The 24,286-nt window shown below is 67.7% G+C and carries 18 protein-coding genes and 1 tRNA gene; 10 read left to right on the top strand and 9 right to left on the bottom strand.

Going from position 1 to position 24,286, the window contains the following annotated elements; genetic code table 11:
- Positions 1–18: 18 nt before the first annotated feature.
- Together pfkB and ptsP are read right to left on the bottom strand one after the other, a co-directional pair.
- Positions 19–951: a 1-phosphofructokinase gene (gene pfkB / locus BW981_RS02230; protein WP_076435840.1), complete on the bottom strand. Its 933-nt coding sequence runs from the start codon at positions 949–951 to the stop codon at positions 19–21.
- Positions 948–3,467 (bottom strand): phosphoenolpyruvate--protein phosphotransferase, encoded by a 2,520-nt coding sequence (gene ptsP, locus BW981_RS02225; RefSeq protein ID WP_076435838.1) that lies wholly within the window; start codon positions 3,465–3,467, stop codon positions 948–950. The genes pfkB and ptsP overlap by 4 nt, the downstream gene beginning before the upstream one ends.
- Positions 3,468–3,635: 168 nt before the next feature.
- Here ptsP and BW981_RS02220 point away from each other — a divergent pair, with 168 nt between their 5' ends.
- Positions 3,636–4,622 (top strand): LacI family DNA-binding transcriptional regulator, encoded by a 987-nt coding sequence (locus BW981_RS02220; protein WP_076435837.1) that lies wholly within the window; start codon positions 3,636–3,638, stop codon positions 4,620–4,622.
- 112 nt (positions 4,623–4,734) lie between these two features.
- Here the strand turns inward: BW981_RS02220 and BW981_RS02215 are convergent.
- Positions 4,735–4,810: transfer RNA gene (locus BW981_RS02215), tRNA-Phe, on the bottom strand.
- A gap of 227 nt (positions 4,811–5,037) precedes the next feature.
- Positions 5,038–5,697 (bottom strand): TetR/AcrR family transcriptional regulator, encoded by a 660-nt coding sequence (locus BW981_RS02210; protein WP_244560188.1) that lies wholly within the window; start codon positions 5,695–5,697, stop codon positions 5,038–5,040.
- 75 nt (positions 5,698–5,772) lie between these two features.
- Here BW981_RS02210 and BW981_RS02205 point away from each other — a divergent pair, with 75 nt between their 5' ends.
- The 3 genes from BW981_RS02205 (at position 5,773) to BW981_RS02195 (ending at position 11,627) form a co-directional block, all read left to right on the top strand.
- Positions 5,773–6,990, top strand: a complete 1,218-nt coding sequence (locus tag BW981_RS02205) for an efflux RND transporter periplasmic adaptor subunit (RefSeq protein ID WP_076435833.1) — start codon at positions 5,773–5,775, stop codon at positions 6,988–6,990.
- Between the two features lie 7 nt (positions 6,991–6,997).
- Positions 6,998–10,132 (top strand): efflux RND transporter permease subunit, encoded by a 3,135-nt coding sequence (locus BW981_RS02200; protein ID WP_076436732.1) that lies wholly within the window; start codon positions 6,998–7,000, stop codon positions 10,130–10,132.
- A gap of 148 nt (positions 10,133–10,280) precedes the next feature.
- Complete coding sequence (locus BW981_RS02195; protein ID WP_076435831.1) at positions 10,281–11,627, top strand: amidase; 1,347 nt, start codon at positions 10,281–10,283, stop codon at positions 11,625–11,627.
- A 63-nt stretch (positions 11,628–11,690) separates the two neighbouring features.
- On the opposite strand, the gene hemB is transcribed toward BW981_RS02195, so the two are convergent.
- Positions 11,691–12,659, bottom strand: coding sequence for a porphobilinogen synthase (gene hemB, locus BW981_RS02190; protein WP_244560219.1), 969 nt, complete (start codon positions 12,657–12,659; stop codon positions 11,691–11,693).
- Between the two features lie 299 nt (positions 12,660–12,958).
- On the opposite strand from hemB, the gene BW981_RS02185 reads away from it, so the two are divergent.
- The 4 genes from BW981_RS02185 (at position 12,959) to BW981_RS02170 (ending at position 16,757) form a co-directional block, all read left to right on the top strand.
- Positions 12,959–14,014 (top strand): enoyl-CoA hydratase/isomerase family protein, encoded by a 1,056-nt coding sequence (locus BW981_RS02185; RefSeq protein WP_076435830.1) that lies wholly within the window; start codon positions 12,959–12,961, stop codon positions 14,012–14,014.
- A gap of 2 nt (positions 14,015–14,016) precedes the next feature.
- Complete coding sequence (locus BW981_RS02180) at positions 14,017–14,457, top strand: DUF6163 family protein (RefSeq protein WP_139333581.1); 441 nt, start codon at positions 14,017–14,019, stop codon at positions 14,455–14,457.
- Between the two features lie 286 nt (positions 14,458–14,743).
- Positions 14,744–15,256, top strand: a complete 513-nt coding sequence (locus BW981_RS02175; RefSeq protein ID WP_076435827.1) for a transcriptional regulator LdtR — start codon at positions 14,744–14,746, stop codon at positions 15,254–15,256.
- Positions 15,257–15,512: 256 nt separating this feature from the next.
- Positions 15,513–16,757 (top strand): L,D-transpeptidase family protein, encoded by a 1,245-nt coding sequence (locus tag BW981_RS02170; RefSeq protein WP_076435825.1) that lies wholly within the window; start codon positions 15,513–15,515, stop codon positions 16,755–16,757.
- 77 nt (positions 16,758–16,834) lie between these two features.
- On the opposite strand, the gene BW981_RS02165 is transcribed toward BW981_RS02170, so the two are convergent.
- Positions 16,835–18,064, bottom strand: coding sequence for an MFS transporter (locus tag BW981_RS02165; RefSeq protein ID WP_076435823.1), 1,230 nt, complete (start codon positions 18,062–18,064; stop codon positions 16,835–16,837).
- 68 nt (positions 18,065–18,132) lie between these two features.
- Between BW981_RS02165 and BW981_RS02160 the strand changes: the two genes are divergently transcribed.
- The gene (locus tag BW981_RS02160; RefSeq protein WP_076435822.1) at positions 18,133–18,582 is read left to right on the top strand and encodes a helix-turn-helix domain-containing protein; all 450 of its coding nucleotides are present in this window, start codon (positions 18,133–18,135) and stop codon (positions 18,580–18,582) included.
- 8 nt (positions 18,583–18,590) lie between these two features.
- Here the strand turns inward: BW981_RS02160 and BW981_RS02155 are convergent, their stop codons facing one another.
- The gene (locus BW981_RS02155; protein WP_076435820.1) at positions 18,591–19,604 is read right to left on the bottom strand and encodes a YeiH family protein; all 1,014 of its coding nucleotides are present in this window, start codon (positions 19,602–19,604) and stop codon (positions 18,591–18,593) included.
- A 99-nt stretch (positions 19,605–19,703) separates the two neighbouring features.
- Between BW981_RS02155 and BW981_RS02150 the strand changes: the two genes are divergently transcribed.
- Complete coding sequence (locus tag BW981_RS02150) at positions 19,704–20,600, top strand: LysR family transcriptional regulator (protein ID WP_076436728.1); 897 nt, start codon at positions 19,704–19,706, stop codon at positions 20,598–20,600.
- A 22-nt stretch (positions 20,601–20,622) separates the two neighbouring features.
- Here BW981_RS02150 and BW981_RS02145 read toward each other — a convergent pair whose 3' ends face one another.
- Together BW981_RS02145 and BW981_RS02140 are read right to left on the bottom strand one after the other, a co-directional pair.
- The gene (locus BW981_RS02145; RefSeq protein ID WP_244560187.1) at positions 20,623–22,974 is read right to left on the bottom strand and encodes a xanthine dehydrogenase family protein molybdopterin-binding subunit; all 2,352 of its coding nucleotides are present in this window, start codon (positions 22,972–22,974) and stop codon (positions 20,623–20,625) included.
- 100 nt (positions 22,975–23,074) lie between these two features.
- On the bottom strand, positions 23,075–24,286 hold the full coding sequence (locus tag BW981_RS02140) for an MFS transporter (protein WP_076435819.1): 1,212 nt from the start codon (positions 24,284–24,286) through the stop codon (positions 23,075–23,077).

The following is a 24,286-nucleotide window of genomic DNA, read 5'->3' as shown; positions in this document are numbered from 1 at the left end:
GGCGGTTTCTCCGACCGTTTACGGGGTGTCGATGCTGGCCTGCGCCGCCAGCTTTTCGATGATGTCGCGGCCGGGCAGGTTGGGACCGGCCAATCCGAGCTTGCCGACCGCGAAGGCGCTTGCGAGGCGCGCGGTCCGTTCGAGATCGGCGCCCTCCACCAGTGCGGAGGCCAGCCCCGCCACCATCGCGTCTCCGGCGCCGACGCTGCTGCCGCCGGTGACGGCGGGCAGGCGCGCGCGGATCAGGCCCGCCTTGCTGCAGAACAGCGCGCCCTCGGCGCCCATCGAGACGACGACGAGCGCGATGCCCGACGCCTGCAGACGCCGCGCGACCCGGGCGATATCCTGCAGCGAGTCGCAATCCTCGCCTGCAAGCTCGGCGAGTTCGGCCGCATTCGGCTTGATCGCATAGGGCATGACCGGGCCGGCCATGGCCTTCGCGAGCGCCGTGCCGCTGGCGTCCAGGATGACGGGCTTCCCGACCTTGGAGAGCGCCGCGAGCAGCGTCGCGTAGTGATCATCCGGCGCCCCCTGAGGCAGGCTGCCTGCCACCACGACGAGATCGCAGCGTGCTGCCAGAGTCGAGGCTTCGCCAGTGGCGGCGGCGAGCGCCTCTGGAGTCGCGGTGAAGCCCGGCAGGTTGACGTCCGTCGTCTCCTCGCGGTCGACCAGCTTGATATTGGTGCGTGTCGCCCCCTCGACCCGGATGAAGTGATCCTCGATCGCCTTGGCGCGCATCAGCGCCTCGAAGGCCGCGGCATTGTCACGGCCAAGGAGCCCGGTGGCAGCGAGCGGCAGGCCCCAATCGCCGAGGCAGGAGGCGACGTTGACGCCCTTGCCTCCGGCATCGAAGCGCACGGAGGAGGCACGCTGGACCTGACCGCGCCGCAAGGTCTCGAGAGTGATGGTCTGGTCGATTGCCGGGTTGAGTGTGACGGTGGCGATCGTCATGCGCCGCCCCCGTCGAGCGCACGCACTGCGGCCGCCCCCTCGAGCGCCAGCGCCTGTCTTGCAAGGGCGGTGAACTCCGCCTGGTTCCCGGCGCGCAGCCTGGCTTTCACCGCGGGGATGTCTCGCGGCGTCATCGACAACTCGCCGACGCCCAGCCCCGCAAGCAGCGTCGCGCCGAAGGGATCGCCCGCGATGCCACCGCAGACCCCCACCCAGCGGCCATGGGCCTGCGCGCCCTTCACCGTCTGGTCGATCAGGCGCAGGACCGCCGGGTGCAGGCTGTCGGCCTCGGCGGCCAGCTCCGGATTCTGCCTGTCGATGGCAAGGGTGTACTGGGTCAGGTCGTTGGTGCCGATCGAGAAGAAGTCGACATGGGCGGCCAGGATGTCGGCCATCGCTGCCGCCGCCGGCACTTCGATCATGATCCCCAGCGGCACTGGCGGCGCATCGAGAGTGGCGCGGACGCGCTCGCAATGGGCTTTCAGCGTCGTCACTTCGGCGACCGAGGTGATCATCGGGAACATGATCGAGAGCGCGCCGCTCCTGTCGGTTTGCCCTGCCTTGGCCGCCCGGTAGAGCGCACGCAGTTGCGGCTCCAGCAGGTCGGGCCGGCGCAGCAGCAGCCGGGCGCCGCGCACGCCGAGAAAGGGATTCTCCTCATGCGGCAGCTTCAGATGCGGCACCTGCTTGTCGCCGCCGATGTCGAGCGCGCGCACGATCAGCGGGCGCCCTTCGAGCCCGGTGAGCATGGCGCGGTAGGTCTCGTATTGCTCGTCCTCGCTGGGCGTGTCGCCGCGCTCGAGGAAGAGGAATTCCGTGCGCATCAGCCCCACGCCCTCGGCGCCCTGCGACAGCGCCAGCGGCAACTGTGCCGGCTGGTTCACATTGGCGCCGATCGCAAGGCCGTGCCCGTCCCGAGTCACGGCCGGCGACTGGCGCTCGGCGGCTTCCGCCTCGCGCTTGCGCGCCAGGGCCTCCAACCAGTCCCGGGCCGAGGCGAGATCGGCCTCGGCCGGGTCGGTGTAGACGAGGCCGGCATCACCATCGACGATCACCCGCGTGCCGTCGGGAATGCCCAGCAGCGCCTCGCCGGCCGCCACCACCGACGGCAGGCCGAGCGTGCGTGCCAGGATGGCTGTGTGCGAGGTCGGGCCGCCGAGAGCGGTCGCGATGCCGGCGACGCGGGCCGGATCGAGCCCGGCTGTGTCCGACGGAGAGAGATCGGAGGCGATCAGGATGGTGTCGCCTTCGGCCAGCGCAGTGAGCCCGCGCGCGTCCAGAGCAGGATCGATCTGCCCGAGCACGCGCCGCCCGACATCGCGCAGATCGGCCGCGCGCGCCGCCAGCACCGGGTTCCCGAGGCCGGCGAGCCGGCCGGCCAGCGTCTCGACGGCGTCGTTCCAGGCCCAGGCGACACCGTGGCCGGCGACCATGGACTGGCAGGTGAGCGTGATCAGGTCGGTATCGTCGAGCAGGGCGGCCTGCGCCTCGAAGATCTTGGCATCGGCCGGGCCGAGGCGGCGGCTGGTGTCGTCGATCAACGCCTTCATCTGCAGGCGCGTGCGCCGGATCGCATCGTCGAGCAGCGCGGCCCCTTCGTTCAGGCCGCCGGGCACGTCCGGAACCGAAATCTCCTGCCGCGCCAGGGCCTGCACAGTGCCGATCGCAAGACCGGGGCTCGCGGGGATGGCGCGGATCGGCGTCAGCGTCGTGACCGGGATCCAGCCGGCTTTCGGCCGCGCCGTCTGAGCGGCGGCGCGCTCGGCTTGCGCTTTCTCCTCGGGCAGCAGCGCGTCGATGGCGGAGACAAAGCGCGCCAGCGCCGCCTCGCCTCCTGCCGCCGTCGAGATCGTCACCGTCCCGCCCGCCCGCAGGCCGAGCTGGAGCAGGGCGACGAGATGGCGCGGATCGGCGCTTTCGGTGCCGTGGCGGACCCGCAACGGCGCAGCGACGGCATTCGCCGCCTCGACCCAGGCGCTGGCGGGGCGGGCATGCAGGCCGGACGGATAGGAGACGGTCCACTGAACCGCCACCGGCAGATCCTCGGCGGCGGGCGCTGCCGCAGGGGCCGGCCCTTCGCCCAGCAGCGCGCGGGCGATCTCGTCGGCATCCTGCGTCGTGCTGAGGCGCTCGAGCAAGGCTTCGTCCTGGATCAGGCGCGTCAACCTGCGCAGGATCGCGATATGCCCGTCGGAGCGGGCGGCGATGCCGACGACCAGGCGCACGCGCTGTCCCGGATTCCAGTCGAGCCCCTCCGGGATCTGCAGCACCGCGATGCCGTCGCCGCGCACGAGATGGCGGTCCTCCACCGTCCCATGCGGGATCGCGACGCCGGAGCCCAGAAAGGTATTGGCCACCGCTTCCCGCCGCAGCATGCTCTCGCCATAGCCGGCCTCGACGCAGCCCCCTGCGAGGAGGAGCTGCGCCGCCTCAGTGATCGCCGCGTGCTTGCCGGCAGGGCGCGCGCCAAGGCGAATGAGCTCGCGCGGCAGGGAGAGAGCTGGGACGGCCGTCATGGACGCTGACCTCCGATCGAGTTCTTCTTGCTTTCAGGGAACTTGAGAAAACGTTTTCTCGCGCTCTGTCAATCTTGCGCCGCACCATGACGGGCGTTGTCTTCGCTTGCGTTTCAGAACTAAGCTGTTCCAGTTCCTCTCACAGCATCAGGCAGGAAAACGTTTTCGATGACTCGCGTCGGGATCAAGCAGGTTGCCGCGCTGGCCGGCGTTTCGCCTGCGACCGTTTCACGGACCCTGGCCGGCAAGCCGGTGGATCCCGGGATGCGCGCGCGGGTCGAGGATGCTGTGCGGGCGACGGGCTATCGCCCCAATCTCGCGGCCCGCCGGCTGCGCTCGCGGGACAGCGGCACCATCGGGCTGATCGTCGCCGACATCCGCAACCCCTTCTTCACTGCGGTCAGCCGTGCCGTCGAGGACGCCGCCTTCGAGCGGGGCCTGCGCGTGATTCTCTGCAACACCGACGAGAACCCGGCCAAGGAGCAGATGTATCTGCGGCTGATGGAGGAGGAGCGCGTCACCGGCACGATCTTCGCGCCGACGCGGGAGGGCGCGGAGAAGATGACGCGGTCGCGCTTCTCCTTCCCGCTGGTGCTGATCGACCGTGCGGCGCCGATGTCGCTGCATGACGCGGTCCTGCTCGACAATGCCGGCGCCTGCGCGGAACTCGTGCGCCACCTGCATCAGCGCGGCTATCGCCGCATCGCCGGCTTCTTCGGCGCGGCCAGCACCACCGGCCGGGAACGGCGCGAGGGCTATGAACAGACCATGCGCGCGCTGGGCCTGGAGCCCGCGGCCCGGTTTCTCGAACACGGCGCCGGCGTCGCGGAGGCGGCGGTCGGGCAGCTTCTGGCGGAATCGCAGCGTCCCGAGGCGTTGATCGCCAGCAACGGCGTGATGCTGCTGGACATGGTCCGAGCCATCCGCCGGGCCGGGCTGCGCGTGCCGGAGGAGATCGGCCTCGCGGGCTTCGACAACGAGCCCTGGACCGAGATCGTCGGGGAAGGGATCACGGTGATCGAGCAGCCGGTGGAGGAGATCGGTCGCAACGCGGTGGCGATGCTGCTCGAGCGCGGCCTGCATCCCGAAGGCGCCGCCAAACGCCTCGCCCTCCAGGCCCGCTGCGTGGTCAGGGGCTCGACGCCGGGGCCGTGAACGCCCTGCTGATCCAGCGCTCGGCCCCGTTCCGGCGGAGCAGCCACTCGCCAGGAGCGACCGCAGCAGGCGGTTCACCATCCGTGAAAAGATCGCAAGTCTTTGAAAAAAATGGTGCCCAGGGGCGGAATCGAACCACCGACACTGCGATTTTCAGTCGCATGCTCTACCAACTGAGCTACCTGGGCGCCCCGGGGCGCGACGCGCCGTCCGTGTTGGTGGGGGCGATATAGAGGCTGCCGGCTGGGCTGTCCAGTCACTTCAGCCGGCTTTCTGTCCGAGCCTGTGTTTGCTCTGTCGAAGCCCTCCGGAGACGTCGAAACACGGTCCCGCCCGGGGCGGGCCGTTGCGTCGAGCCTGCTGTGCAAGCTGCCGCGGCCCATCGCAACGGGTGAGGGACCCGCGGAGAAGGCAGTTAATTGCCGTGACTCTCGCTCGCGAGCCCGTTCAGGAACAGGTCGATGCATTGCCGGGCATGGGCGATGCGCTCGGCCCTGTCGAGCTCGCGGTCGCCGGGAAAGCGCCGCGCCTGGACGCTGAAGATCATGTCCATCAGCATGCGGGCAGCGGCCTCCGGCGGGAAGGGGCGCAGGCGGCCGGCCTGCTGCTGCGTCTCCAGCCAGGAGGCGAGCATCCGCCGCGAGGCGTCCGCCCCTTCCAGCCGCAGCGCCTCGCCGATTTCCGGGAAGCGCTCGGCCTCCGCGACAGCGAGCAGGATGAAGGCCATGCGCCCCTGGTCCTGCTCGGCGCCGATGTCCAGCCTGAAGATCGCGGCCAGCGCTTGGTCCAGCGGCTCGTCGACGCGGGTGCGCGGCAAAGCGAGCATGCTGCGCCGATTGTCCGCCACCATCGCGCGGAACAGATCCGTCTTGGCCGGAAACAGGCGATAGAGGGTCCGCTTGGACACGCCGCAGCGCGCCGCCACCGCGTCCATCGTCGTGCCGCCATAGCCGGAGGCAAGGAACAGTTCGAGCGCGCCTGCGGTGATGCGCTCGCGCTCGGCTTCGTCGGAGCGGCTCTTGGGCCGCCCCGGCGCGCGGCGCACCGCCAGATCCATGTCGCTTTCGGATGCCATCGGCGTCATTGTCGGTTTGACAGGCGGGGAAATCAAGCGTTAAGAAACTGGTCAGTTTCCTAATAGGAGCCACGCATGCTGGCCGCGCGCGTCCCCTCGTCCCGACGTCCCTTGATTGCGGGCGGACTGTTGTTCGCGCTGGCGGCGGCCGGCTGCAACGAGCAGAAGGCGGCCGCTCCGCCGCAACCGCAGGCGCAGGTCAGCGTGGTGGTGCTGCATCCGCAGCCGGTCGCGATCACCGCCGAGCTGCCGGGGCGGGTTTCTGCGAACCTCATCGCCGAGGTGCGCCCGCAGGTGAACGGCATCATCAAGTCGCGCGTCTTCAAGGAAGGCAGCGAGGTCAAGGCCGGCGATCTTCTCTACGAGATCGATCCGGCGCCCTATCAGGCGGCGCTCGACAGCGCGCGCGCGGCGCAGCAGAAGGCGGAGGCCGCGGCGGTGAACGCCAAGATCAGGGCTGATCGCTACAACGAGCTGCTGCAGCGCAATGCCGGCAGCCGGCAGGACGCTGACGACGCGAACGCCACATACGCCCAGGCCCAGGCCGATGTCGCCTCGACAAAGGCGAGCGTGGAGACCGCGCGCATCAACCTCGCCTATACCAAGGTGACGGCGCCGATCGACGGTCGTGTCGACAAATCGGCCCTGACGCCGGGCGCGCTGGTGACGGCCAATCAGGCGACGGCCCTGACCACCATCCGCAAGCTCGATCCGATCAACGTCGACGTCACCCAGTCCAGCACCAACCTGCTGCGTTTTCGCGCCGCCGTGGATGCCGGCAAGCTGAAGTTCACCGGTCCCAATGTGGCCGTGAAGCTCAAGCTCGACATCGGCGCGGAATACAAGGAGTCCGGAAAGCTCGAATTCGCCGAGGCCAATATCGACGAGACGACCGGCACGTTCACGGTGCGCGCCGAATTCCCCAATCCTGAGCGCGTCCTTCTCCCCGGCATGTTCGTCCGGGCCGTGATCCAGGAAGGCATCGCCGAGAACAGCTTCCTGCTGCCCCAGCGCGGCGTGGGCCGCAACACCAAGGGCGAGGCGACCGGCAAGTTCGTGACCGCGGAAGGCAAGGTCGAGGAGCGCGTGCTGACGACCCGTCGCAGCATCGGCAACAGCTGGCTGGTCGATACGGGCGTGAAGGACGGCGACAAGCTGATCGTCGAGGGCGCGCAACTCGTTCGGGCGGGCCAGACGGTGACGCCGGTCGAGGTCAGCGTCGACGAGGCGACGGGGGAGCTGAAATCCGCCGATCGCAGAGCCGAGCTGCCGGCCACTCGCGCGAAGAACTGACGCCATGATCTCGCGCTTCTTCATCGAGCGGCCGATCTTCGCCTGGGTCGTCGCGATCGTCATCATGCTGGCCGGCCTTCTGGCTCTGCGCACGCTGCCGATCTCGCAATATCCGCAGATCGCGCCGACCACCGTTCAGATCAGCGCCAACTACCCCGGCGCCGACGCTGCGACCGTCGAGAATTCGGTGACGAAGGTCATCGAGCAGGGCATGACCGGCCTCGACAACCTGCAATACATGACGGCGACTTCGACCTCGACCGGCAACGCCTCGATCACGCTGACCTTCACCAGCGCGGCCAACCCGGACGTGGCGCAGATGCAGGTGCAGAACAAGCTGCAGCTCGTCACCCGCCAGCTGCCGAGCGTCGTCCAGACCACCGGCATCTCGGTGGCCAAGGCCTCGACGGGGTTCCTGATGGTCGTCGCCTTCGTCTCGAAGGACGGCCGGATGACGACGACCGACCTTGCCGACTATGTCGATTCGACGCTGAACGACACGCTGAAGCGCGTCGAGGGTGTCGGCACCACGCAGCTTTTCGGCGCCGGCTACGCCATGCGGATCTGGCTGAACCCCGATGCCCTGCGCAAATACGCGTTGATGCCGAGCGATGTCGCCGCCGCGATCCAGGCGCAGAACACGCAGGTGTCGGCCGGCCAGCTCGGCGGGCTGCCGCAGGTCAAGGGCCAGCAGCTCAACGCCACCGTCACCGCCGCTTCCCGCCTGCAGACGGTCGCGCAGTTCGAGAACATCATCCTGAAGAGCGGTTCTTCGGGCTCGATCGTGCGGCTGAACGATGTCGCCCGCATCGAGCTCGGTGCCAAGAGCTACGACACCGCTTCGCGCTACAATGGCCAGCCGACGACCGGCCTCGCCATCAGCCTGGCGACGGGCGCCAATGCGATCGACACCGCCAAGGCGGTCCAATCGACCATCGAGCGGATGAAGCAGACGCTGCCCGAGGGTGTCGAGGTCACCTATCCCTACGACACCACGCCCTTCGTCCAGCTCTCGATCGAGAAGGTCGTCCACACGCTGTTCGAGGCGATCATTCTCGTCTTCATCGTCATGTTCGTCTTCCTGCAGAACCTGCGGGCGACCTTCATCCCGATGCTGGCCGTGCCGGTCGTGCTGCTGGGCACCTTCGGTGTGCTGGCGGTCGCGGGCTACTCCATCAACACGCTGACCATGTTCGCCATGGTGCTGGCGATCGGCCTGCTCGTCGACGACGCCATCGTCGTGGTCGAGAACGTCGAGCGCGTGATGCAGGAGGAGAAGCTCGGCCCCAAGGAAGCGACGATCAAGTCGATGAACGAGATCACCGGCGCGCTTGTCGGTATCGCGACGGTACTCTCGGCGGTGTTTGTGCCGATGGCGTTCTTCGGCGGGTCGGTGGGCATTATCTACCGCCAGTTCTCGATCACGATCGTCACCGCCATGATCCTGTCGGTCGTGGTCGCGCTGGTTCTGACGCCGGCACTCTGCGCGACGATCCTGAAGCCGGTGAAGGACCACGGCGAGCGCAAGGGCTTCTTCGGCTGGTTCAACCGCAATTTCGAGCGCACGACCAACGGCTATCGCTCCGGCGTCTCCGGCATGATCGGGCGGCCCCTGCGCTTCTTCCTCGTCTTCCTGCTGATCACCGGCGGCATGGCCTTCCTCTTTGCGCGCCTGCCCAGCTCGTTCCTGCCTGACGAGGACCAGGGCATCCTGCTCACAAGCGTTCAGCTGCCGGTGGGCGCGACGCAGGACCGCACGCTGGCGGTGCTGGACCAGGTGCAGAAGTACTATCTCGACAAGGAGAAGGACCTCGTCGACGGCGTGCTGACCGTCGCCGGCTTCGGCTTTGGCGGGCAGGGGCAGAATGTCGGCCTCGCCTTCGTGCGTCTCAAGCCCTTCGAGCAGCGCTCCGGCAAGACGACGACTGCGCAGGCCATCGCCGGGCGCGCGATGGGCGCATTCCGCTCGATCAAGGACGGTACGGTCTTCGCGCTGGCCCCGCCGGCGATCCAGGGCTTCGGCAATACGGCCGGCTTCGACTTCTTCCTGCAGGACGTTGCCGGCGCCGGGCATTCCCGCCTGATGGAGGTGCGCAACCAGCTCCTTGGTCTGGCTGCCCAGAGCAAGGTTCTCACCGGCACGCGTCCGAACGGGCAGGAGGATACCCCGCAATACGCCGTCGAGATCGACCAGGACAAGGCAAGCGCGCTGACGCTCTCGCTGGGCAGCGTCAACGACACGCTCTCCACGGCCTGGGGCTCCGCCTATGTCAACGACTTCATCGACCGGGGCCGCGTGAAATCGGTCTATGTCCAGGCCGATGCGCCCTTCCGCATGCAGCCGGAGGATGTCGGGCGCTGGTATGTCCGCAATGCCGGCGGGCAGATGGTCCCGTTCTCGGCCTTCTCGACCGGCCGCTGGAGCTACGGGTCCCCGCGGCTCGAGCGCTACAACGGCCAGGCCGCCGTGGAGATCCAGGGGGCCGCGGCGGCCGGTGTCAGCTCCGGCGCGGCCATGGACGAGATCGACCGGCTGATGGGGCAGCTGCCGCCGGGGTTCAGCCATGAATGGACGGGCCTGTCCTATCAGGAGAGGCTGTCCGGCAGCCAGGCGGTCGCGCTTTACGCCATCTCGATGCTGGTGGTGTTCCTCTGCCTGGCGGCGCTTTACGAGAGCTGGTCGATTCCCTTCGCAGTGATGCTCTCGGTGCCGATCGGCGTCTTCGGCGCCCTGCTGGCGGCGACCATCTTCGGCCAGACCAACGACGTCTACTTCAAGGTCGGCCTGCTCACGACTATCGGCTTGGCTGCCAAGAATGCCATTCTGATCGTCGAGTTCGCGATCGAGCAGGAACAGCACGGCAAGAGCCTGATCGAGGCGACCCTCGAGGCCGCGCGCCAGCGCCTGCGCCCGATCCTGATGACCTCGCTCGCCTTCGTGCTCGGCGTGACACCGCTCGCCGTTGCGACCGGTGCCGGCTCCGGCAGCCAGAACTCGATCGGTATCGGCGTGATGGGCGGCATGATCGCGGCCACCGCTGTCGGCGTGTTCTTCGTGCCGCTGCTCTATGTCGGCGTGGTCAATCTCGTCCGCCGCTGGCGTGGCAAGGCGAAGGAGCCCGAGCAGGCTGCCGCTCATTGAGCTGCCGCGCGCGCTGCTGACCGCGTCCGAACGGGGCGCGGTCACGCTGATCGACCTCCTTGTTTGAGCCTCGGATTCGTCCGAAAAGTGGAACCGACTTTTCGGTCCGGTGCTCTGCCCGGGCCGTCTTCACGCAGGACGCTCGACGATGACAAGCACGCTCGCGAACTTGCAGGCCGCGCTGATGGCAGGCGATGTCACGGCCGAGGCTCTGGCGGAGGCAGCTCTCTCCAAGGCGCTGGCGCCGGACGGTGAGGGGGCGCGAGTCTTCACGCGAATCTATGCCGAGCGCGCCCGAGAGATGGCGCGCGCTTCCGATACGCTGCGCAAGGCCGGCATCGTCCGCTCGCCGCTGGAAGGCGTGCCGATCTCGATCAAGGACCTGTTCGACGTCGCCGGCGAGACGACATGGGCCGGCAGCGTGGCGCTCGACGACGCGCCGCCCGCCGCGGCCTCCTCTCCGGTGGTCGAGCGGCTGGTCGCGGCTGGGGCCGTCCTTGTCGGCCGCACCAACATGACCGAATTCGCCTTCTCGGGACTCGGTCTCAATCCGCATTACGGCACGCCGCTCAACCCCTTCGACCGCGGAACCGGCCGCATTCCCGGCGGCTCGTCCTCGGGAGCGGCCATATCCGTCACGGACGGAATGGCCGCTGCCGCGATCGGCACCGATACCGGCGGCTCGGTCCGCATTCCCGCCGCGCTGTGCGGTCTGACCGGGTTCAAGCCAACCGCTCGCCGCGTTCCGCGCGATGGCGCTCTGCCTCTATCCATGAGCCTCGATTCGGTCGGCCCGCTCGCCGCCAGCGTGATCTGCTGCGCGCTCGTCGATTCGATCCTGGCGGGAGAGGTGCCGCGCGTGCCCGAAGCGGCGAGCCTGCAAGGCCTGCGCCTCGCGGTACCCACAACGCTCGCGCTGGATGGCCTGGACGATCACGTCGCAGCGGCATTCCAGGCCGCGCTCTCGGCGCTTTCGGCCGCCGGAGCGCTGGTCGAGGAGATCGCAGTCCCGGAGTTCATGGAACTCGCGCAGATCAACGCCAAGGGCGGCTTGGCCGCCTCCGAAGCCTGGCACTGGCACCGCGCGCTGATCGGCCGCGCCGGGCCGCGTTATGATCCGCGTGTCCTCGTCCGCATTCGTCGTGGCGCCGATATCAGCGCGGCCGACTATCTCGACATCGTGGCGGCCCGCGCCGCCTGGATGGCGGCGGTCGAGCGCCGCATCGCCGGATTCGACGCGCTGCTGATGCCGACGGTCCCGGTGATTGCGCCGGCCATCGCCAGCCTCGCCGATGAGGGCGCCTACGGCGCGGCGAACCTGCTGATCCTGCGCAACCCGACGCTGATCAATTTCCTCGACGGCTGTGCGCTCTCGGTACCGTGCCACCCGGCAGGCACGGCCCCGGTCGGCTTGATGGTTGCGGGCGCTGGCGGGCAGGACCGCCGCATCCTCTCGATCGGCCGGGCCATCGAAGCCGCGCTCGCCGATCGCTGAAGGTCCGGCGACCGGAACGGTCGTCGCGATCCTGTCCGAGCGGGGGCGCGACGATCTGCGAGATCAGCCAGCCATCTTGAGCGTCTTGGCGACCTGAGGCGCGAAATAGCTCAGCACGCCATCGGCTCCGGCACGCTTGAAGGCGAGCAGGCTTTCCATGATCGCCCGGTCGCCGTCGAGCCAGCCATTCTGCACGGCCGCAATCAGCATCGCGTACTCGCCCGACACCTGGTAGGCGAAGGTCGGCACGCGGAACTGGTCCTTCACCCGCGCGACCACGTCGAGATAGGGCAGGCCGGGCTTGATCATCACCATGTCCGCGCCCTCGTCGAGATCGAGCGCAACCTCGGCAATCGCCTCGTCGGTGTTGGCCGGGTCCATCTGGTAGGTGCGCTTGTCCCCGACCAGAGTCGCATTGGTGCCGATGGCGTCACGGAACGGGCCGTAGAAGGCCGAGGCGTATTTGGCCGCATAGGCCATGATCTGCACGTCGTCGTGCCCGTTGGCATCGAGCGCGCCGCGGATCGCGGCGACGCGCCCGTCCATCATGTCGGAAGGGGCGATGACGTCCGCCCCCGCATCGGCCAGCGCCAGCGCCTGCCGGACCAGGATTGCGACCGAGGCGTCGTTGAGGATGCGCTCGCCTTCCAGCACCCCGTCATGGCCGTGCGAGGTATAGGGGTCGAGGGCGGCATCGCAGATGATGCCGATCTGCGGCACCTCCTGCTTGATGGCGCGCACGGCGCGGCACATCAGATTCTCGGCGTTGAGCGCCTCAGAGCCGGTCGGGTCGCGCAGCCCCTTCTCGACGAAGGGGAAGGGGGCGATGGCCGGGATACCGAGCGCGGCCGCGTCCGCCGCCTGCCGCACTGCCTCGTCGATGTTCAGCCTGTCGACACCCGGCATCCAGGCCACGGGGGTGCGCGCCTGCGACGAATCCATCAGGAAGATCGGCCAGATCAGGTCGTCCGTGGTCAGCCGCGTCTCGCGCACCAGCCGGCGCGACCAGTCGGCCTTGCGGTTGCGGCGCATGCGGCGCGTCAGCCCGAGCGAAGTGGACTGCAACTCGTCCTGGCGGGCAGGGGAGAGAGGGAAAGGCCGCACGACCCGGGATTCCATGATGATCGCCTTCGTTCTGTTCGTCTTGCGCGGCATTCGTCATGCGGGCGAAGTCGGCGAAGACGTCATATCACATCGGAACAATTCCAAAACACGTCAGTTGGTCGCAACCTCGCCGTGCGGGCGGCCTCATCTCGAAGCGCGCCCGCTCGCGTTGACATCCGGCGGGCCGCCTTCCAGAACCGCAGGCCCATCCAGCCGGGAGCGAGCGCATGGCGCAGGAGCACGAGATCATCTGCGAGATCCGCGGCGCCGCGGGCGTCGTCGTGCTCGACCGGCCCAAGGCGCTCAACGCGTTGAGCCTTGGCATGGTGCGCGAACTGGCACGCGCGCTCGATGCCTGGGAGAACGACCCCCAGGTCACCCGGGTCGTCGTCATCAGCACGAGCGCGAAGGCCTTCTGCGCCGGCGGCGACATCCGCTGGCTGCATGATCGCGGCAAGGCCGGCGCGCATGACGACATGCTCGCCTTCTGGGCCGAGGAATACATCCTCAACCACCGCATCAAGACCTATCCCAAGCCCTACATCTCGCTGATCGACGGCATCGTCATGGGCGGCGGCGTCGGCCTGTCCGTCCATGGCAGCCACCGCATCGCCGGAGATCGCTATCTCTTCGCCATGCCGGAAGTCGGCATAGGCTTCTTCCCCGATGTCGGGGCGACCTATGCGCTTCCGCGCCTGCCGGGCGCCTTCGGCACATTCCTCGCGTTGACCGGCGAGCGGATCGGTGCGGCCGATGCGGCCAGCGTCGGCCTCGCGACCCATGGTGTTGCGAGCGACCGGATGGCGGAACTCGCCGACGCCCTGACCGGGCGCAGTTCGATCGACGATATCCTCGCCGGCTTTACCCTGCAGCGCGGGCCGGGGCCCCTCGAGGGCGCGCGCGCCACGATCGAACGCTGCTTCGGCCTTGCCGAGCTGTCCGGGATCATCGCGCGTCTTCAAGCGGAAGCGGACAGGGGAGATGCCTTCGCCGGGAAGACCTTGCAGACCATCGCCACCAAATCGCCGACCAGCGTCGCCATCGCCCATGAGCAGATGCGCCGCGGGGTCGATCTCGATTTCGCCGAGGCGATGCGCACCGAATTCCGCATCGTCTCTCGCATCGCCCACGGGCACGATTTCTACGAGGGCGTCCGCGCCGTGGTCGTCGACAAGGACCAGGCACCGCGCTGGCGACCCGGAACCCTGGCCGAAGTCGAGCCCTCCGCAATCGAAGCCTACTTTGCCCCGCTCGGGCCCGACGAACTGAAGCTGGGAGCCTGAGCTTGGGGTTGGGAATGGACGGCGAGGCCTTGCGCGGCGCGGGCTCGGGCGAGGGCGGCACCAAGGTTGTCACGCGCTGGCGCTCGGGACTTGTCTGGTTCCTGCGGCTGCTCTCGGTGTTCTGGCTGGCGAAGGGGCTGCTGGCCTGGGCCGTCATCTTCGGCGTCGGCAGCCAGGCGCAGCCGCCCTTCGAGGCAAGGTTGCTGACCTACCAGGCGATCATCGTCTATTTCGCGGTGATCGACCTCGTCGCGGCGGTCGGCCTCTGGCTGACGTCGACCTGGGGTGGCGTTCTTTGGCTGCTGGCGACACTCAGCCAGTTGCTGCTGAGCTTCTTCTTCCCGCGCATCATCCCGCTGACACCCTGGCTCGTCGCATTCTACATCGGGCTGATCGCGCTCTACTTCCTGGTGACCTGGGCCGCGGAGAGCGAGGCCGAGTAGGGCTGCCGAAGCCTTCGGGCGGGCACGCTGTCGGGCGATGCCAGCATAGTGCGCGTCGTGCCTCGACGGTCGCCGGAGCGGCTCTATTGCCCCGAGTCTTGGTAAGAATCGCTTTAGCTTAAGCCTTTCCGGCTTCACCGACGATTCACCCAAAGGGGTAAATCCCTGATTCATCCTGATATTTAAACTCGTTTTCATCCGGGCAGCCTTATGGTGTTTTTCAGAAGCGGACCGGGGAAACAATCCTGGCCGACGGGAAACAGGCGTCAGACAGGCAGGATGTACGATGAAAGCTAGCGTCAAGACTTCGGAAGTCGTCAAGAACAACGAGGCCGAACTCAGCGTGAAGCCTCTTTATCTTGAGTCCCTCACGCTGGTGGAGCGGCTGCACCGCCGCCTGCTCGACGTGATCAAGGACGAGTTCGAGCGGCGCGGCCGCGACGACGTCAACAGCGTCCAGGCGCTGCTGCTCTACAATATCGGCGACTCGGAGCTGTCGGCCAGCGAGCTGCGCACCCGCGGCTACTATCTCGGCTCCAACGTCTCCTACAACGTCAAGAAGCTGGTCGAGCTCGGCTACCTCCACCATGCCCGCTCGCGCATCGACCGTCGCTCGGTCCGCATCAGCCTGACCGAGAAGGGCACCGAAGTGCACGATATCGTGAAGGGCGTGTACGACAAGCATGTCCGCACGGTCGAGCAGATCGGAGGCATCGCGGCCGACGACTTCGAGCGGATGAACAACGCTCTGCTCCGCCTCGAGCGCTTCTGGACCGACCAGATCCGCTACAAGCTCTGAAAGACCGCCATTTCGAGATATTTCCTGCCTGAGCGCGGTCGGGCCCAATCCCGACCGCGCGATGCCTGGCGGGACTGTGGCAAGGCTGCCATGCCTTACTCAAAAACCGCTCATGCCCTAAAATTGCCGCGCTGATCACGCCTCCTTAACCGTGCTAGGACACCGTCCCCGGCACGGGGCCGCTGTCTCAGCGCCGCCGCTCTGCCGGCGGCTTTTTCATGCGGCCGCGCATGCAGAGAATGGGAAGAGGGAAGAGATGTCGCATTTGAGCCTGACCCGTCGCGAAACCGTGCTGGCCCTGTTGTCGGGCGCTGCGACGGCCGCAGCGGCCCCGGCGCTGGCGCAACAGGCCGAGTGGCGCCAGAACTACGACGCCGGCCCGCGCAATGCAGTGCTGCGTTCGCACACGCCGATGCTCTCTCCCGAATCGCTGCAGGCCACCGAGCAGGCCATTGTCGCCTATCGCGACCTCGCCGCCCGCGGTGGCTGGCAGCCGGTGCAGCTGCCCGATCGCATGAGCCTCGGCGCCAAGGGGCCCGGCGTGGTTGCGCTGCGCCAGCGCCTGTCGATCACCGGCGACCTCCACCAGAACGCCGGCGAGAGCAACGTCTACGACTCCTATGTCGAAGCCGCGGTGCGCCAGTTCCAAGCCCGCGTCGGCCTGTCCACGACCGGTGCGATCAACCGCGCCACGATCATCGCTCTCAACGTGCCGATCGACCGCCGCATCCGCCAGCTCGAAACCAATCTCGTGCGCCTGCGCACCTGGTCCGGCAATCTCGGCAGCCGCTACGTCGTCGCCAACATTCCCGCCGCGATGGTCGAGACGGTCGAGAACGGCCATGTCGCGACCCGCCATGCCGCCGGCGTCGGCAAGATCGATCGCCAGTCGCCGTTGCTGCAGACCAAGATTCCGGAGGTCAACTTCAATCCGACCTGGACGGTGCCCGCATCGATCATCCGCAAGGATCTGATCCCCAAGATGCGCAAGGAGCCGACTTATCTCACCGAGAACAAGATCCGTATCATCAACGGGAGCGGCACCGAGATCCCGCCCTCGCAGGTGAACTGGAACTCGGACGAGGCGACGCACTACACCTTCCGGCAGGATCCGGGCGGGGAGTTCAATTCGCTCGGCTTCGTGCGCATCAACATTCCCAGCCCGCACGGCGTCTACATGCATGACACGCCGTCCAAGGGCATTTTCGGCGACGATTACCGCTTCGTCTCCTCGGGCTGCATGCGCGTGCAGAACGTGCGCGACTATGTCGCCTGGCTGCTCAAGAACACCCCCGGCTGGGACCGCGCCAAGATCGACGAGACCATCGCCTCCGGCCAGCGCATCAACGCCCGCATCGCCGATCCGGTGCCCTGCTATTGGGTCTATATCACCGCTTGGGCGACGCCGGATGGCGGCGTGCAGTTCCGCGACGACATCTACAACAAGGACGGCCTCGGCCCGGCTCCCGTCGCGGCGCTGGAAGGTCAGAACGACATCTGACGGTCCCTCCAGCTTGCTTGAAAAGCCCGCCAACCGGCGGGCTTTTCTGTGACATGCGGGTCTCTCCAAAGCCCAGGTCAGCGGCGCCGCAGCCCCGCTGCCAGAACCGTCGCCAGCGCAACGATCATCAGCCCTCCTGCTGACGCGAAGGTCGCTGCCGTTCCCAGTCGGATCGCCGCGGGAGATGCCAGAGAAGGATCGGCCGCTCCGGAGCTGAAGGCAAAGAGGGCCGCCATCATCGAGGCCCCGACGATCAGCCCGATGTTTCGCGACAGGCCGAGAAGGCCGGAAACCGTGCCACGTCGTTCTTGGGCGACATTGGCCAGCGTCATCATGTTGTTGGCGGACTGGAAGAGCTGATAGCCCGGCGTGAGGACCGCGATGGCCAGGATATAGCCCGCGACATTCCCGACGATGGCGGCCAGAGCAAGCAGGAGTGTCCCGGCTGCCAGCATGGCGAGTCCCGATAAGAGCGCGGGTCTCGCGCCGTGGGCATCGACCAGCCGGCCCGAAGGAACGCCGGTCACGATCGAAATCAGAGGGCCCACGGTCATGACCAGCCCCGTCTGAAGGTCGGTGAGGCCGATACCCAATCCCAGATGGAAAGGCCCGACGACCAGTGTCGTCATCATGACAGCCGCGACCAGCACATTGACGATGAGGTTCGGCATCAGCCGAGCGTTCAGCACCGTCTTCAACGGCACGGAAGCGATCCGATCTCGTGGTCGGTCCGCCGGCAGCGCCACGATGGCGAAGATCGATGCCGCGACCGTCAGAGGCACCAGGACGATAAAAACGCCGCGCCAGCCGGTCGTCGCGATCACCAGCCCGCCGAGCGACGGGCCGAGGGCGGTCCCCAGCGCCGAAACGGTGCCGAGCAGACCCATCGCGCGTCCAAGCCGCGTCTCTCCGGCCGTCTCCCGCATCAGCGCCATGGAAAGCGTCATCAGGCACGCGGCCCCGACGCCTTGCGCAGCTCTGGCGCAGACCAGGATCCGAAAATCGCTGGCCAGTCCGCATGTCAACGAGGCGCAGCCGAACAGGATCAGGCCGGCGACCAGGACGCGCTTCAGGCCAAGCCTGTCCCCGAGCTGTCCGGCGAGCAGGGTCGATATCGTCAAGCCCGTAAGATAGGCGACCACCACCCATCGAACCTGCTCCAAGGGGACGGAGAAGGTCCTCGCCAGAGTGGGCAGAGCGATGTTGGCGATGCTGGTGCCGAGAGAGGCCAGCAGCATGGAGAGCGTGAGAGTCGCCGTGACGCTCCGCTGCCGCGTGTCGGAACGGTTTGTCGGAGTGGTTTTCATCAGCTTGCCCCTTGCCGGAAGATTGGTTCGGGAGCAGGCTACGAATTCAAGTCAACTTGAGGTCAAGCGTGAAACGACTGGATATTGGCGAGGTCGCTGCTGCGACCGGGATCAGGCCTTCCGCGCTGCGCTATTATGAGGAGATCGGCCTGATCGCCTCGGTATCCCGGCATGGCCTGCGCCGGCAATTCGAGCCCCGAGTCCTGCTGCAGCTCAAGCTGATCGCGTTAGGGCGGATGGCCGGTTTCTCGCTCGACGACATCGCCGGGATGTTCGGCTCGGATGGCGTACCGGCGCTCTCGCGTCCGCTGATCCGCCAGAAGGCCGACGAGATCGAGCAGCAGATCGGGGAACTGACGGCCTTGCGCGACACGCTGCGGCATGTCGCGGACTGTCCGGCCCCGTCCCATCTGGAGTGTCCGACGTTTCGCCGGCTGCTCGATGCGGCTGTGCGGCGCGAGACTGCCCGAACGTCCCGTCGGGTGCCGGCCGGAAGCCGAGGGCAGGGGGAAGCCTGAGAAGCGCCTCAGGGCACGGCCGGCGAAAGCGCCAGCACGATCGCGGCGAGGCCGCCCAAAACGGCGATCGAGAGCGCGCCGGCCAGCAGTACGCGCCCGCCGGCCGCCAGCACCGTGCGCAGATTGACCGAAAGCCCGAGCGCCGCCATCGAGATGATCGTCAGCACGGAGGCCGCCGTCGCGATCGGCTTCAGCGCCTCTGCCGGGATCAGGCCGAGCGAGCGCAGGATCATCATCCCGAGGAAGCCGATGATGAACCAGGGCACGAGGCTTGAGAGCTTCGGCCTGGCGCCGCCCTGCCGCCCGCTGATCAGGCCGAGCAGCAGCACCACCGGGCCCAGCATCAGCACGCGCAGCAGCTTGACGATGGTGCCGATCTGCGTGCTGGCGGCGCTGACGGGAACCGTCGCCGCCAGCACCTGCGGCACGGCATAGACGGTCATGCCGGCGAGCACGCCATATTGCCAGTCGCTGAGGCCGATCAGCGGCACCAGAGAGGGCAGCAGCAGCACCACGAGGATACCCAGCGCGGCGGTGAAGGAAATCGCGGCGGCGACATCGTCGGCCTTCGCCCCGATCACCGGCGCCGTGGCGACGATGGCCGAATTGCCGCAGATCGAGTTGCCGCAGGCGACGAGAGTCGCCAGATGGCTCGGCAGCCCGAGCAGCCGGGCAATGCCATAGCTGGCGATCAGCGAGAGGAAAACGATCACGACGACGCTGCCGACCATGAACAGCCCCGAATGAGCGATCGTCGCGAAGCTGATCGAGGCTCCCAGCAGAACGATGGCGATCTCCAGCAAGGTTTTCGACGCGAACTTGATGCCGGGCGCTGCCGCTTTCGGCATGCCGAACAGCGAGTGCACGCCAACGCCGAGAAGGATCGCAACCACCAGCGCATCGACCCAAGGGTAGCCGAAGGCGGCCAGTTCCAGCCGCTCGACCGCAAAGGCCGCGAGGGTGACCGCGATGGCCGCAGCGAGGCCGGGGAGGTTGCGAGATAACGCGGGGAGTGATGGCATGTCAGGTCTCTGAAAAAGTCGGCGAAAGAATATTCTTCTGGAACGTCCGTTTCCATCGCATAATAAGTGACGATCTATGCGGTAAAGGCGAATGATTCCGTGACGCTCGAGCAGCTGACTATTTTCGTTGCCGTCGCCGAGCGGGAGCACCTCACCCGAGCTGCCGAGGCCCTGCATCTGTCGCCTTCGGCCGTCAGCGCTGCAGTGCGCGCACTGGAAGCGCGCTACCGGGTCGCCCTGTTCGACCGTGTGGGCCGCGGCATGGTGCTGTCGGCGCCCGGGCGTCAGTTCCTGCCGCTCGCCAAAGCCGTCATCGCGGAGGCTCGGCGCGCCGAAGCCGCGTTGACCGAATTCGGCAGCTTCGATCGGGGTGAGGTCGTGGTCCAGGCGAGCCAGACCATCGCCAATTACTGGCTGCCGGCCCGCCTGGCGCGCTTCCGCCGCCGATATCCACGCATCGAGATCGCGCTGCAGCTCGGCAACACGCAGACGGTGGCACGGGCCGTTGCGGAGGGGCAGGCGGAGCTGGGCTTCATCGAAGGAGCGATCACCGAGCCGCGGCTCACGGTCATCACAGTCGCCAGTGACCGCCTGGTGGTCGTCTTGCCTGCGGCCGCGCCTCTCGCCGGGAGCTCGATGGAGGAGAACGTGCTGGCGCTGGACTGGATCATGCGTGAACCCGGCTCGGGCACGCGCGCGATGTTCGAGGACGGGCTGCGCGCACTGGGTCTCGCGCCAGAGAAGCTCAAGGTCGCGATGACGCTGCCCTCCAACGAGGCAGTGCTCACCGCCGTCCGCAGCAGCGGCAATTGCGCGACGGCCCTGTCGGAGGCGGTGGTCGCACCCTTCGTGGCGCGTGGCGATCTCGCCGTGATCGACCTGCCGCTGAAGCCGCGCGACTTCGTGCTGCTGCACCACGCCGACCGGCCCTTGTCGCGCGCGGCACAAGCGCTCGCAGCGGTCTGCCGGGAACCGCCGGAAGCCGCGTTGGCCTGATGCCGTGCGTGCGGCAGCCCGCTCAGGCGCGCGACTGCACCAGCTTCCAGATCGCCTGCGGCGTCGCCGGCATGTCGACATGCGCGACGCCATAGGCCGAGAGCGCATCGACGATCGCGTTCATCACCGAGGGCAGGGAGCCGGCGCAGCCTGCCTCGCCGCAGCCCTTGGCGCCGACGCGGTTGGTCGCCGTCGGCACGCTGTGGCTGATGAAGTCGAAGAACGGCACGTCCGCCGCGCGCGGCAGGGCATAATCCATGAAGGAGCCGGTCATCAGCTGGCCGGCCTCGTCATAGCGCGTCATCTCGCCGATCGCCTGGCCGATGCCCTGCACGATGCCGCCATGCAGCTGGCCTTCGACCAGCATCGGGTTCACCAGCGTGCCGAAATCGTTGACCATGACATAGCGGGCGATCTCGATCGCGCCGGTCTGCGGATCGATCTCGACCTCCGCGATGTGGCAACCGTTCGGATAGGCGGAGGGCGCCGCCTTGAAGACATGGTCGACGTCGAGGGTCTGCGGCAGGCCCTCCGGCAGCTGCGCGCCGGCGCGCAGTCTAGCGGCCAGCTCCATGATGCCGATTGAACGGTCGGTTCCGGCGATGCGGAAGTCCCCGGCCTCGAACTCGATATCCGCGACCGCAGCCTCCAGGACATGCGCCGCGAGCGCCTTGCCCTTCTCGATCACCAGCTCGCTCGCCTCGATGATCGCCGAGCCGCTCGCCATGATCGATTTGGATCCGCCGGTGCCGCCGCCGGCGATCAGTCGGTCGCTGTCGCCCTGCACCAGCCGGATTTGGTCGAAGGGCACGCCGAGCTGGCTGCTCAGGATCTGCGCGAAGGGGGTCCAGTGGCCCTGGCCGTAATCCAGCGTGCCGGTGACGATGGTGACGCTGCCATCGGCCTCGAAATGGATGCCGCCCATCTCGTTGCTCGGAGGCGCGGTCACCTCCAGATAGCAGCCGATACCACGCCCGCGCAGCTTGCCGGCCTTGCGGCTCTGACGCTGGCGCGCCGCATAGCCTTTCCAGTCGGCCGCCCCCAATGCGCGCTCGAGCAGCGTGGGGAAGTCGCCGCTGTCATAGACCGTGCCGGCCGGCGTCTTCCAGGGCAGTTGCCCGGGCTGCACCAGGTTGCGGCGCCTGAGCTCGACCTTGTCGATGCCCGTCTCCGCTGCCGCGGCGTCGATCAGCCGCTCCATGAAGTAGTTGCCTTCGGGTCGCCCGGCGCCGCGATAGGCGGCGATCGGCGTCGTGTTCGTCACCGCGCAGCGCGTCTGCACCTCCACGAGAGGCGTGCGGTACATGCCGAGGCTGTTCTTGCCGATATTCGTGGTCGCCATCATCGGCCCTACCGGGGAGAGATAGGCGCCCATATTGCCAAACCCGGTGAAGCGTGTGGCAAGGAAGCGGCCGCGCTTGTCGAGCGCGAGTTCCGCTTCGAACACCATGTCCCGTCCGTGATGGTCCGAGACGAAGCTCTCGGAGCGCTGGTCGGTCCATCTCACCGGCTTTTTGAGCAGCCGCGCGGCATGCAGCAGCACGACATATTCGGGGAAGACGGCCGACTTCATCCCGAAGGAGCCGCCGACATGGCCGGTCAATAGCCTCATCCGCTCAGGCCCTACGCCCATCGCCGCAGCGAGGCTGTTGCGCAGGCCGAAGGCGCCCTGGCTCGGCGCATGCAGCGTGTAGCGCCTGCTCTTGGAGTCGTAGACGCCGAGCGCGGCCCGCGGCTCGATCGGGTTGACCACGATGCGGTTGTTGACGATGCGCAGCCTGGTGACATGCGCGGCGCTCTCGAACGCCGCGGCGACCTTCTCGGCATCGCCGAAATGGTAGTCGATGATGAGATTGCCGGGCACGTCGTCGAAGAGCTGCGGGGCGCCAGGCGCCAGCGCCTCTTCGGTCGAAGTCACCGCGGGCAGCGCCTCGAGGTCGAGCGTCATCGCCTCCGCCGCGTCGCGCGCCTGAGCGGCCGTCCGGGCGACGACCATCGCGACGGGATCGCCGACATAGCGGACCTTGCCCGAAGCAAGGGCATTCCGGACCGGCTTGCGCATCGGGCTGCCGTCCCGATTCGGCAGGTCGACGATGCATTTGAGCGAGCCGTAGCCCTGATCCGCGAGGTCCTCTGCCGTGTAGATCGCCACGACGCCTTTCATCGCCCGTGCGCCGGAAGCATCGATGCCGCGGATGATCGCATGCGCGTAGGGGCTGCGCACGAAGGCGGCATGCAGCTGCCCGTCGAGCGAGAGATCGTCGGTATACTGCCCGCCGCCGCGCACCAGCATGCCGTCCTCGTTGCGGGGGACCCGCTGCCCGATCCCGGTCGGGCTCGGGGCGGTCGCTGGCTTGGGCGCATGCATGTTCATGAGGTCGGACTCTCCTGGCCGATCACCATGTCGCAAAAGTGCGGCGGGCGCTGTGCGCCTGCCGCAAGGCCGATCCGTCGCAAGCGGGAGGCGAGGGCGCTTAGGCCACGGCCGGCTCCGGCTGTTTTGCTGCGGGGAACGGCTTGAACGTCGCCAGGATCAGGGTCGCGGCCAGCCCAAGTCCCCAGGCGGCGACATAGAGCGGGGCATAGGTGCCGAACCGGTCGTAGATTAGCCCGCCGAGAATGGGGCCGGCTGACATGCCGAGGCTTCCGGCCATGGCGGTCCCGCCGATGATCGTCCCCATCATCCTCATCGGGAAGTTTTCGCGGATGATCACGGCATAGAGCGGCATCGTTCCGGCATAGATGAAACCGACGAGCGCCGCGACGGCATAGAAGCCGCCGAGCTGCCCGACCATTGCGTAGGCGGTCACGGCGAAGGCCTGGGCCAGCAGGCCCAGGACGAGGATACGCTGCGCGCCCATCCTGTCGCCGGCGAGGCCGAACCCGATCCGCCCGAACATGCCGGCAAGCCCCTCGACGCTGTAGATCGAGACGGCCGCGACCATCGGGATGCCGCAGGTCACGGCATAGCTGACAGTGTGGAAGATCGGTCCCGAATGCGTGGCGCAGCAGAAGAAATTGGCGAGCATCAGGGTGATGAACTGGGGAGACCTGACGGCGTCTCGCACGCTCGTCTGAGGGGTCATATCCTCGACGGCGGCAGCCGCTGGTGCGCTGTCCGCGGCTGGCGGGCGCCGGATCAGCAGCGCCGCGGGGATCATCAGCGCTGCGGCCGTGCCGGCGACGATCAGCATCGCGCTGCGCCAGTCATGGATTGTGACCAGCCAGGCGGCAAGCGGCGCCATCGTCAGTGGCGCCATGCCCATGCCGGCCGAGACGAGCGAGACGGCGAGCGCCCGCCGCGTCTCGAACCAGCCAGTGACGCACGCCATGATCGGCACGAAGATCGCCGCGGTGGCGGCCCCCACCAACAGTCCGAACAACAGCTGGAACTCGACCAGCAAGGTTGCGCGGCTCGCCAGAGCAAGGCTGCCCGACAGGGCGATGGAGCCTGTCAGAACGACCGGGCGCGGCCCGTAGCGGTCGGCGAGGCTCCCCCACGCCATGCTCCCGAAAGCCATGGCGAGGAAGCCGATCGTCATCGCCGTCGATATCCCGGTCACCGACCAGCCGGTCTCCTGCGACATCGGCCGCAGGAAGACCGGCAGCGAGAACATGGACCCTGCCGCGACGCAGCCGAGCAGGCCGCCTGCGCCGACGATGACCCACCGGTAGGTTTGCTCCAC

This window comes from Allobosea sp. TND4EK4, assembly GCF_900156025.1.
Lineage (GTDB): Bacteria > Pseudomonadota > Alphaproteobacteria > Rhizobiales > Beijerinckiaceae > Allobosea.
The sequence above is the reverse complement of the archived record's forward strand: the minus strand, read 5'-3'. Positions and strand labels throughout refer to the sequence as shown.

Excerpts from the sequence above, each read along its gene's own strand:
- BW981_RS02155 (WP_076435820.1), bottom strand. The coding sequence starts at position 19,604 with ATGCCATCACTCCCCGCGTTATCTCGCAACCTCCCCGGCCTCGCTGCG.
- BW981_RS02165 (WP_076435823.1), bottom strand. The coding sequence starts at position 18,064 with ATGAAAACCACTCCGACAAACCGTTCCGACACGCGGCAGCGGAGCGTC.
- BW981_RS02145 (WP_244560187.1), bottom strand. The coding sequence starts at position 22,974 with ATGAACATGCATGCGCCCAAGCCAGCGACCGCCCCGAGCCCGACCGGG.
- BW981_RS02210 (WP_244560188.1), bottom strand. The coding sequence starts at position 5,697 with ATGGCATCCGAAAGCGACATGGATCTGGCGGTGCGCCGCGCGCCGGGG.
- BW981_RS02220 (WP_076435837.1), top strand. The coding sequence starts at position 3,636 with ATGACTCGCGTCGGGATCAAGCAGGTTGCCGCGCTGGCCGGCGTTTCG.
- ptsP (WP_076435838.1), bottom strand. The coding sequence starts at position 3,467 with ATGACGGCCGTCCCAGCTCTCTCCCTGCCGCGCGAGCTCATTCGCCTT.
- BW981_RS02170 (WP_076435825.1), top strand. The coding sequence starts at position 15,513 with ATGTCGCATTTGAGCCTGACCCGTCGCGAAACCGTGCTGGCCCTGTTG.
- BW981_RS02185 (WP_076435830.1), top strand. The coding sequence starts at position 12,959 with ATGGCGCAGGAGCACGAGATCATCTGCGAGATCCGCGGCGCCGCGGGC.
- pfkB (WP_076435840.1), bottom strand. The coding sequence starts at position 951 with ATGACGATCGCCACCGTCACACTCAACCCGGCAATCGACCAGACCATC.
- hemB (WP_244560219.1), bottom strand. The coding sequence starts at position 12,659 with ATGCGCCGCAACCGCAAGGCCGACTGGTCGCGCCGGCTGGTGCGCGAG.
- BW981_RS02205 (WP_076435833.1), top strand. The coding sequence starts at position 5,773 with ATGCTGGCCGCGCGCGTCCCCTCGTCCCGACGTCCCTTGATTGCGGGC.
- BW981_RS02175 (WP_076435827.1), top strand. The coding sequence starts at position 14,744 with ATGAAAGCTAGCGTCAAGACTTCGGAAGTCGTCAAGAACAACGAGGCC.
- BW981_RS02195 (WP_076435831.1), top strand. The coding sequence starts at position 10,281 with ATGACAAGCACGCTCGCGAACTTGCAGGCCGCGCTGATGGCAGGCGAT.